Below are 11,591 nucleotides of genomic sequence, written 5' to 3' on the forward strand. Positions count from 1 at the left end.
TCACCCCTTAATTTCTTCTAATAATGTATCCATGGCCTTATTAAATTGATCGTCCTTATCAAGATTTTCTATATCTAAGCTATCATTATCTTTATTTTCAACCTCTATATCTGGTTTTACACCTATTTTGTGAATCTTTGTTTTATTTGGAGTAAAATATTCGCTAATTGTAATTTTTACTCCAGATCCATCTTCAAGTGGGAAAAGTTTTTGAACTATGCCCTTACCAAAAGAAGTTTTTCCGACAATTTTTGCCCTACCTCTATCCTTAAAAGCACCTGCCAAAATTTCTGATGCTGAGGCAGAATTTTCATTAATAAGGACAGTCATAGGAGTCTTGTCCATATCCTTATCACTTTTTTCAACTATCTCCTTACCTTTTTTATCAACAGTTGAAACAATTACTCCCTCATCCAAAAATGTATCAGCAATGGCAAGACATACATCAAGACTTCCTCCAGGATTATTTCTAAGATCCATAACTATTCCGTCAACATTTTGATCTTTTAAAGACTTTAATTCTTTGGCAAATTCTTCCTTGGTTACATCTTCAAATTCTTTAACTCTTAAATAACCAATTTTCTTGTCATCTTTTTCTACTACCTTGCTATCCACAGTATCAACTTTTACATTAGCTCTTTCGACTTCTATTTCTTTCTCCTCAGCCTTTTCTTTGTCATTTTTTCTTAAAACTGTGATTTTTACTTTTTCTCCGACATTTCCCCTGATTTTTGAAACGGCTTCTTCTAGTTGATCAGCAGAATAACTCTCTCCATCAACCTTTGTAATATAATCGCCAACTTTTATACCAGCTTTTTTTGCAGGAGATTCATCAAAAACAGAAATCGCCTTAATATAACCTTCATCGCTTGCTTGAACAGCAACTCCAATTCCAGCATACTTTCCGTTTACGCCTTCCATAAGCTTTTCAAATTCATCTTTTGTATAATAAGCTGTATAGGGATCTTTCAAATTCTCAAACATTCCCTTCAAAGATCCGTCATACAATTGTTTTTCATCATAATCGAAAAGGAAATTTTCATCTATTAACTCTTTCATAGCTTCCATTTGAGCCATATGTTTTTGGTTTTCTTGTGATAATAGGGGGCTATCTTTGGAAGAATTTTTACCAAGGGTAAAACCTGTAAATCCAATACCAATTACCAGCAAGAAGGCCAATAAAACCTTACCAATTTTTTTCATAATACCTCCACTTACATAAAGCCTAAAATTAAGGCTTTTATTATAATAAATACTTCTCAGTATTCTTCTATTTTAACACAATCAGAGCTTTTTTTAAATAAAGGAAAATTTTTAAAAAAATAAACTGGAAAATAACTTTCCAGCTTATTTTTTAATACTTAAAAGAAAAATAATTTTCAATAAAATCTTGTTGGATGCCTGGTTTTAATTTTTCCTTTATATCTTTTCCAGAAATTTTCTCAATCAATTTTAAGGCCAAGTATATGCTTGCCCCAGCTCCTCTTGATGTTAAGATATTAGAATCTTGGACTACAAGCTCATCTTTTTCATATTTCCCAATATTTTTAAGATTATCTTCTACACTTGGATGAGAAACCACAGCTTTATCAGAAACAATACCTGCTCTTTCAAGAACAATTGGTCCTGCACAAATTGCAGCTATAATCTTTTTATCTTGATCAAATTTTTTAACTATATCAATTACCCTTTGATCATCCCTTAATCTTTCGGCTCCTTTTGTTCCTCCTGGAATATAAAGGGCAGTATAATCATCCAAATTAATATCATCGATTGATTTATCAGCCTTAATAATTACATCATGGGCTGCTTTTACGTACAAATCATCCTTTATTGAAACTGTGTCTAAAGAAATATCAACCCTTCTCAAATAATCTACAATAGTAAGGCCCTCAATTTCTTCAAATCCATCAGCCAAAAATACTAAAACTTTATCCATAACTTCCTCCTTACAAAAAATATATACCCATCTTACTTATCAAAAATTTTTATATAAAAAATTAATTCCTCTTCATTCTTTTTTATTTTATACGGAATTTCATAATTTTTCAAAATATTTCTCACAATATAAAGGCCTAATCCCTTGCTATTTTCCTTATTAATATCAAAGTTAATATTTTTAATTTTTTCTATATCAAAATCTTTTTCCATGGTATTTCTTATATAAAAATAGGAATTTCTTGCCCCTATTTCAATTTGACTGTTTATCTTACTATATTTTATGGCATTACTTATTAGATTTGATAAGACCATTTTGAGGGCATTTTTCCCAATATAAATTTTTTCATCTTTAATATAATTTTCTATTTTAATTTTCTTTTCATTTGCCATTATTTTGTACTTTTCAATTATTTCTTCCAAAATATGGCCTATAAAGAGGTCTTCTTCATCATTTTTAAAGTCTTTAATTGTAGAAATAGCAAGTAAAAAGCTGATATTTTCACTCAATTGGTCAGTTAATTCCAAGGACTTATCAATATAAGTATCCCTATCCTTATATTTTCCAACCTTATATTTCATATTTTCCAAAATTATTTTAAGACTTGCCAAGGGGGTTTTAAGTTCGTGGCCAACTCCCTTAAAAAAGTCATACTTTAATTTTTCAAGCTTTATAATCTCCTTGTTTTTTTCTGCCAAACTATCGATCGAATTTAATAGGCTTTCATACATAATATTGACATAATATTTTAATTCTTCAACCTCATCCTTGCCGTCAATTTCAAGACAAGCATCCTTATCCAAACTCATCATGCTCTTTAAGGCATCCTTAATCTGATTTATATTTTTACAAATTTTCTTGGCATGAAAAAAAGAAATTAAAGCAGATGAAATTAGGGAAACGAAAAGAGTTAGGGGCAAAAAGCTTAGACTCATTTCCTTGCCTTCTTGTTTCAAATCAATAGTGGATACAAATTTAATCCTAATATTTTCATTGTTATTAAGTTTTACATCCCTTTCTTCTATAAGTAAAGAATTGTTGTAGCTATTAAAATTTATACCTGGATCATCTTCTATTTTTACATCCCTTAGCTTGTCAAGTTTCATAAAAGATGCATCTATAGGAAAAGATTTTGATATAATTTCTAAATCATCCTTAACAAAATCTATTTCTTTTCCTTGGAGGTTGGTTGATACCTTATCTGCAATTTTTGACAAATTTTCCCTCCTAGAATCAAAATACATCCATGGAAATATCAAATAAATAGCAAGGTGAATTAAAATTATGAGGATGAGGAAAATACTAAAAGTAGATATAAAAATTTGAGGAAACAATTTTAATTTTTTCATTTTAACTCCAATTTGTAGCCTACATTTCTTATGGTTTTTATACAATCAAGTCCCAATTTTTTTCTCAATTGTTTAATATAAACATCAATAACCCTATCATAAGGAATTTCGTCACTTTCTTTCCAAACATTTTCAATAATTTGCATCCTACTTAGAGCAAGGCCTTCATTTTCCAACAAAAATTTGAGTATCTCTAATTCTTTTGCATTCATATCTATATTTTCTCCTCTATAAGTTGCCTTATAAGAAGAAAAATTTATTTTTGCATCCTTGTACTCAAAAATCTCCCTATCCCCATAATGTCTTTTAAGCAAAGACTCCACCCTTAGCTTTAAAAGAGAAAGCGAAAATGGCTTTTCCATATAACCATCACAAAGATTAGTAAAGGCGCTAATTTTATATTCTTCATCATCAAAGGCTGTCAAAATCAAAACCGGAATCCTACTTGTCTTACGAATTTCTTCCAAGACTTTAAGTCCATTTATAAAGGGAATTTGAATATCTAAAATAAGTAAATTATAGGAATTATTAGAAAATTTATCTAAAGCCTCACGCCCATCACAAGCCCCATCAACATCATAAGAAAGCTCCGACAAAAATTCACAGACTCCTTCCCTAATTATTTGATCATCTTCCACAACAAGTATTTTCATAAGTCCTCCTAAAAATATTATACAATAGCAAAAAAAATAAATTCTATATTTAATTTTTTCATTATAATATACTATTGTGAAATGTATATGAAAGTAAGAAAAAATCCTTATTTTAAAAATTTACCAACAAAAAACAAGCCTCATGGCTTGTTTTTTTATCTTGTATCTTGTTGTATAAATTTATTTTGAGTATATTTTTGATAGTTTTATTTTTTATTTTTCTTTTTACTTGCAAATAATCCCATAAATGATCCTACTAGGCTAGCTATTACTGTCATTTGACTTTCTACACCTGTTTTTACATTTGTATTTTTATTATTTGCTTGTTGATTTGTCTTGATAGATTTTCTATCCTTGTTTTTATTCTCTCCTTCTTTACTAATATTTTCTTTTTCTATTACAAGGTCTGATCCTTTTATTGTATTTACAGATCCGTCCTTATAGTAGAGTCTTGCTGATCCGTCCCTATCAATTTCAATTTTTTCTACTTGAGGATTAGCCTTTTTAATTTTATCGCTTACCTCTTCTTTTTCCTTATTAGTCAAATTATTTTTATCTTTGACCAAACTTTTTTCTGGAATTACTGGAGGGAATTTTTCAGCATCTGTTTGATTAATAGAATCTGGTTTTGATTGATTTTTCTTTTCTTCTACAAGGTCTTTTCCTAAGATTTCATCTACTGAACCATCTGGGTAGATTATTTTTGCTGATCCATCTTTTCCTATTTCAACTTTTGTATTTTCAGGGAACTTATCCTTGTTTATTTTTATTATCTTGTCTTTTACTTGACCTTTTTCCTCATCAGTCAAGTTATTTTTATCATTTACTTCAGTTTTTTCAGGAATATTTGGATTAATTTTTTCAGCATCTGTAATTTCTTCTACAGTTTTTTCTCCTGGGATTTTATTTTTTGATCCATCTGGATAAGTTATTGTTGTATCTCCATTTGCCCCTACTTCTATTTCTTTGGCTTTTGGATTTTTTTCTTTTACTTTTTCTTTTACCTTATCTTTTTCTTCTTGACTTAAGTTAGTTTTATCTTTTACTCTTGTTTTTTCTGGATCTTGAGCTGGATTTTTTTCTGCGTCTGTAATTTCTTCTACAGTTTTTTCTCCTGGGATTTTATTTTTTGATCCATCTGGATAAGTTATTGTTGTATCTCCATTTGCCCCTACTTCTATTTCTTTGGCTTTTGGATTTTTTTCTTTTACTCTTTCTTTTACCTTATCTTTTTCTTCTTGACTTATCTTAGTTTTATCTTTTACTCTTGTCTTTTCTGGATCTTGAGCTGGATTTTTTTCTGCGTCTGTAATTTCTTCTACAGTTTTTTCTCCTGGTATTTTATTTTTTGATCCATCTGGATAAGTTATTGTTGCATCTCCATTTGCCCCTACTTCTATTTCTTTGGCTTTTGGATTTTTTTCTCTTACTTTTTCTTTTACCTTATCTTTTTCTTCTTTACTTAAGTTAGTTTTATCTTTAACCCTTGTCTTTTCTGGATCTTGAGCCGGATTTTTTTCTGCGTCTGTTTTTTCAATTTTTTTGTTGTCATCCCTATCTTTTTTGTGACCATTTACAGAAATTTCTATATCCTTTTTTCCACCATCAAAGTCTTCATCTTCAACTGTAACAGTGATTGGTCCATCTACGTCTTGACCTGGTTTTACAAAAATTTCTCCACTTTCCTTGTCAATTTCAACAGGAATATTTTTTCCATCCTCATCTTTGGCACTTATTTTTGTAGACCCATCCTTATTAGGATTTACAACTCTTACACCAGTTGATTGTTTTTCATCTTTTGGATCAACAGGATTTTTGTACCTATCATCGATTCTTGTTTTTTCTTCAACAGTTTCTTTTCCACCTATCTCATTTCTTGATCCATCTGGATAGGTAATACTTGTATCCCCATTTGCCCCTACTTCTATGTCTTTGGCATTTGGATTTTTTTCTCTAACCTTAGCTTCAACTTCTTTTTTCTCTTTTTCTGTTAGATTATCCTTATCATTAACCTTTGTCTTTGTAGGATTTTGTGCAGGATATTTATCCTTATCCTTTATTTCATCTACTACTGTAACCTTAACATCAACTTCATCGCTTGTTCCGTCTGGATAAGTTACTTTTACTTTTCCTAAGCTTTCTCCAGCCTTATCTACATCAGGTTTTTTAACCCATTCATATTTTGAATTTTCTGGAAGGTCATTTTTATTTTCTATTGCCTTGTCAGCTTCAGGAGTTTGACCTAATTTTGTTGTCAAATCTTTTGGAATTGGCTCATATTTTTCAGCATTAGTAAGTTTTTTCTTAGCACTTGCTACAATTTTAGCATTCTCTTTTGTGATTTTTTCTCCTGGTTTTACTGACCAAGTAGGATTTTCATAACCATCTTTTGCCTTGACTTGAGGATAATCTTCTTCTTTTAAAGATTTTCCTTCTTTTACATCATATATTTTTGTCTTAGCAATTTCTGTACCTTCACCTGCTTCAAAACTTACCCTTACATAGCCTTCTGGTGTTTTTGCGTCTGGATTTTCTGTTACATCTATAATATCCGGTAGTTTTTCAGGAGTTTTTTCCTTAACCTTTACTTTAACCTTTGTTTTATCTTCGCTTCCATCTGGATATTTTACAGTAATATCAACTTCATAATCTCCAGCTTTCTTTCCATCAGGAATTTGTTTTGGATCGTCGATAGTAATAGTTGGATTTTTCTTATCTTTTGGATAATTTGGAATTTCTACAGAATTTTTTATCTCTTCTTCACTTGTTGGATTTCCAAAATCTTTTGTAATATCTTTTGTTTTTGGTTCAAAATTATTCTTATCTTCAATTTTTGGATCTACATCTCTTGCAGTTGGGTCTGATATTTTTTTACCTTTTTCAATTTGGTTTGCATTTATTTGGTCACCCTTGTTCAAAATAATATCATCTGGAAGGTCTATTTCCCAATTTCCATTTTCATCAACTACAATATCTTCTGAAATTATATCCCCTTCGCTATCACTTGCCTTGGTTAATAAAATTTTTGATCCAGCTACTCCCTTACCAGAGATTTTTCTATCGCCTTCACTTACCTTATTAATTTCTGGAGCCTTTGATTTTTCTTGTTTTCCTACTTTTATATTAGCTTCAGTATTATCTTTAGACCCATCTTCATATTCAACTATAACAGGAATTTTTACAGTTTTTTCGCTGTCATTTTCATTTGGTGTATAGGTTACTTGACCAGTCTTTTCATCGATTTTTGCACCTTCAGGGGCCTTATCACCTAATTTAAATTTAGTATTTTTTGGTAGTGGTATCTCTTTTGAATCTTTATCAGTAAATTTAGGATTTACTTTAGATTCTTCCCCAACTTTTCCCTTGCTATCTTCATATTTAACTTCATTATTTGCTGCCATAGATTCTGGATCGGCAATTTTAATAAGAGCCTCAGCATTCATCCTCAATCCATTATTAAATTTAATAGAAACAGGAACCTTTATTTGGTCTCCGTCTTTTAATTTAGCAGTTTCTTCTGGAGCTACCTTTACAACACCTGTCTTTGGATCAACTGAAACTTTAATTTCTTTATCTCCAACTTTTACTGTAGTAAGAGGCTTATATTCTACCTTCTTTTGTCCATTTTCATCTGTTGATTCAACTCTTTCTACATATTCAAAAGTAGGTTGTTCTTTTGAAAAATCTGGACTATATTTATTTCCATTTTTATCAACAAACTTAGGAGGATCTGTTTTTGCCTCTTCTCCAATTTTCTTTTCAACCATATCATAGCTTGCATCAGGGCTTGCGATAAAAGAATCTGCTGCAAGGGCTGTTCCCAAATCACTTGTATCTGCATTTGCATAAAAAACTGCCGATGTAAAAGTATGAGGACCTGTTAAATCTTGTGGGACAGTTAATGGATTTGAACCTACTAATCCTTTTTCATTACTTGTTACCTTGATTGGATCCCCATATTTTTTTCCATCTTTAAACCATTGGATTTGGTACTCATGGTTTGGAAGAAGGCCGCTGCTTTCATTTTCAGCGATATCACCTGGTTTTGCATAATTATCTTGTGTGTCATAATCTTTTATATCATGCATTGGTTGAGCTGCCAAGAGTGCAAAATTTACATTTCTAATATTTCCACCAGCAAGACTTTCTGGTCCTATTGGAAGCAAGGTTCCAGATAGATCATTGAACATATTATTAGCTGAAGTATTTCCCCACATATTATAGCGTTTGATTAGAGGAGACACATACATATATTGCCAATTTATATGACGGTGTTTTTGACCAATGGTTCCATTCCATGCCATAAGATTTGAATGAGTAATATCCTCATCCTTTACAAGTTTTCCATATTCTTCATCAGAAATAGTATGAGAGATTTTTGCTCCTGAATTTTGTTTGTATGGGCTTATTCCATAAAGTCCCCTAAATGGAAGATAATAATTTCCATCTTTATCGACCTTAGTATAAACAGTTTCTGCTATGTGGCTTCCTTTTCCATTTTTAGCTTCATAGTCTCTAATAATTTCTTCTTGAGCTTTTCTAAAATCTTCCATCTTGTAGTCTTTGTGATCTTCTTTCCATTTATCAAATAGTCGAGCCACTTCATCATTTACATATGAACCTACAATTTCATTTCCTGTTGCATTCACATCCCAAGAATCTTTTTTCCAACCACGAGCATCAGAACCTTTTGGATCTCCATTTTCAAACCAAACTTGACCACGAACATTACCGTATATTCCTTGATTTTCCCAAATGCCATCTGAACTTGGAGCCTTGCTCCATTCATCTTTTGGTTTTACTAACCAATCATTTTGCATTGGTTTTTCTTGAAGGGCAACTTGACCTCCAACAATCCTATTTATTCCCGCAGTAAAATCCCAAGACTCATTTGTCCTATCCAACCTTTTATGGAAGCCGTATTTTTGGTCTCCCGGTTTTACCACGCTATATTTTTCAGGATCTGGATTTTCAACCCAAGTTCTAATAGCAAAATTTGGATTAGCTGCTAATTGGAAATGGTGAACATTACCATACTTATCAACTTCTGGTTTTTGGAAATTAAAGGTAAAAGTTCCATCAGGTCTTGTTGTTGTTTTATAAACCTTAGAAACATATCCATCATAATCAACCCATTGAAGGTATACATTTACCCCACTAAGAGTTTCCTTTCCCACATCATTTAACTTATTTTTCCTGTAAATATAGGCTGTTCCTGAATAGGATTGAGTGTCTCCTTCTTGACCTGGCGAATAAACTGCACCTTTTTGAATTTCTTCAATATCAGCAGAACGTTCTTGGATTGACCTGTTTTGATCATTAACTTTTTTATCCTCATCTGCTATAGATTTTTTTGCTTCATTTTTAGTTTTTATGACACTATCTAAATGAGCATCAACATCAAAATTTGAATCTTCAGAAATTTTTGCCCTAATATTTTCAACAACAAGGTCAATTTCAGCTTGGCTAAAACCTGCATCCTTTAATCTTGAAATTTGCGCATCATTTAAAGAAAATTCTTCCTTTTCTTTTTTTTCTTCCTTTTTCTCCTCATTTTCAAGAGTTTTCTCATCATTTTTATCTTGATTTAAATCTGAAACTTCTTCATTTTTCTCTTCTGGTTTTTCATTTGATAACTCATCCCCAGCTAAATCATTTGAATTTTCATCATTCAAATCTTCCTTAACTTCTGAGTTTTCTACCTTTCTTTCATCCAAACTTGGATTTTGAACTTTATCAACTGACTCAATCTCATTAGATTTCACAATATCTGCCTTTGAAGAAGATGGAGCAATAATCAAAGAAAAACCTAACATACAAGAAACAAGACCAATAGATAACTTTCTTGTCCCATACTTAGGAGTCTTTTTTGATTCTAAAGATTTTTTTCTACTAATAATTTCATTAAACTTTTTCGAATTTTTCATTTTCATCCTTTCAATAATTTGCTGTACTAAATTGAATAAGTATATACTTAGATTTTGAATTTCAATGTTATTATAGTAATATAGTTTTATGAAATATATATGAAATGAAAAAGACCATATGAAATATATTAATACAAAATAAACCCATCCAGAGCCGATAATTATGCCTTGATTTTACATAATTATCCCTAAAAATTAGTGCTAGAGCACGAAAAAGTTTTTGAAGAAAACTGATTTTAGTAGTCGAGAGATCACTTGCATAAAATTTTCCTAAGTTTGAATTTATCTTATGACTTACATAATTAAAGAGATCTCTCGACTCACTTCTTTCGCTCGAGATGGGGTTGATGCTTTTCTAGTTCTTTTTTCCTACGAATAGATATAATCCTCTTTCATATTAAAATCTAATATTTCCTCCAGCTATTAAATACATAAAGTAATCACCCATCTCGAGCGAAGTCGAGAGATCTCTTTCTTTTACTTCGCTTAACTTTAAATTATTCCTTTAGCTATTCTTTCAAAATAATATCATCTATATATTTAAATTTAATTATTTCTTATCTAAAAACCTAAACATTTCCACAAAAAAAGACAAGCCTTAAAGCTTGCCTTTTTCTTTTAATAAACTTAATAGATATTATCTACTTATTTATTTTTTCTTTTTTTGCTTGCAAATAGTCCACCTACTGATGCTAATAGTGTTGCTATTATTCCTGCTTGTGATTCTATTCCTGTTTTTACATTTGTTGATTGATTTACATATTTTACTTTGTGTAAATCATTATCTGCATTAGCTTTTACTTGTGCTTTTCTTGTTCCTTGGCCTTTTGCTTTTTCTGTTACTAAATCTTTGCCTGCAATTTTGTTTGTAGATCCATCTGGATATGTGATTGTTACAGATCCATCATTTGCTACTTCAATCTTGCTTGCTTTTGGATTTACTTTCTTAACCTTATCAGCTATTTTAGATTTTTCTTTATTTGTAAGATTATTTTTATCATCAACTACAATTTTACCAGGATTTACTGCAGGGTTGTTTTCTGCATTTGTATTTTCTGCTGGTGTACTAGCTTTTGATTTTTCGCTTACTAATTTTTCAGCTGGGATAATATCTTTTGATCCATCTGGGTATGTGATTGTTACATTACCCTTGTCATCTACTGATATATTTGTTCCTACTGGGAATTTATCTTTATTTGCTTCTTTAATCTTATCAGCAATCTTAGATTTTTCTTCATCTGTAAGTTTATCTTTATTTCCTACTTTAGTATTTCCAGGAAGATTTGGACTAATCTTATCAGCATCTTTGCTAGCTTTACCATTTAGTGCTTTTTCTGCTTCTTCTAATGCTTTCTTAGCTTTGTTAACATCATCTTGGCTTGCATTTGGATCTTCAAGAACTTTCTTAGCATCTGCTAGTGCTTTGTCGTATGCATCCTTTTTGTCTTGGTCTGCATTTTTGTACTTATCTGATGCTTTTGTTGTGTCTTTTTTAGCTGCTTCAGCTTCTAGTGCTTTTTTATCTACTGATGTTGATTCACCTGTTTTCTTAACTGTCTTATCTGGTGTTAATTTTCCAAGTTCTTTGCCATCTTTGTCTGTTACAGTTACTGTTCCGTCATTGCCTACTGTTACTTTTGAACCTTCTGGTAGGTTTGGATTTGCTTTTTTAACTGCGTCTTCTACTTTACCTTTTTCTTCATCGGTTAAGTTTGATGGGTCA

6 protein-coding genes are annotated in these 11,591 nt (G+C 31.0%); all 6 read right to left on the reverse strand.

Annotated elements, in window-relative coordinates; translation table 11 throughout:
* Window positions 1-1,203: a S41 family peptidase gene (locus CJ192_RS08280; RefSeq protein WP_004818605.1), complete on the reverse strand. Its 1,203-nt coding sequence runs from the start codon at window positions 1,201-1,203 to the stop codon at window positions 1-3.
* A gap of 151 nt (window positions 1,204-1,354) precedes the next feature.
* Window positions 1,355-1,939, reverse strand: a complete 585-nt coding sequence (locus tag CJ192_RS08285; RefSeq protein ID WP_004818592.1) for a DJ-1 family glyoxalase III — start codon at window positions 1,937-1,939, stop codon at window positions 1,355-1,357.
* Between the two features lie 32 nt (window positions 1,940-1,971).
* Window positions 1,972-3,156 (reverse strand): HAMP domain-containing sensor histidine kinase, encoded by a 1,185-nt coding sequence (locus CJ192_RS08290; RefSeq protein WP_244897302.1) that lies wholly within the window; start codon window positions 3,154-3,156, stop codon window positions 1,972-1,974.
* A gap of 128 nt (window positions 3,157-3,284) precedes the next feature.
* On the reverse strand, window positions 3,285-3,941 hold the full coding sequence (locus CJ192_RS08295; RefSeq protein ID WP_102198447.1) for a response regulator transcription factor: 657 nt from the start codon (window positions 3,939-3,941) through the stop codon (window positions 3,285-3,287).
* 206 nt (window positions 3,942-4,147) lie between these two features.
* Window positions 4,148-9,868: a MiiA motif-containing surface protein gene (locus tag CJ192_RS08300; RefSeq protein WP_180960898.1), complete on the reverse strand. Its 5,721-nt coding sequence runs from the start codon at window positions 9,866-9,868 to the stop codon at window positions 4,148-4,150.
* Between the two features lie 645 nt (window positions 9,869-10,513).
* On the reverse strand, window positions 10,514-11,591 hold a 1,078-nt coding region (locus tag CJ192_RS08305), incomplete at its 5' end, for a MiiA motif-containing surface protein (RefSeq protein ID WP_180960899.1).

This window comes from Anaerococcus hydrogenalis (assembly GCF_002871895.1).
GTDB lineage: Bacteria > Bacillota > Clostridia > Tissierellales > Peptoniphilaceae > Anaerococcus > Anaerococcus hydrogenalis.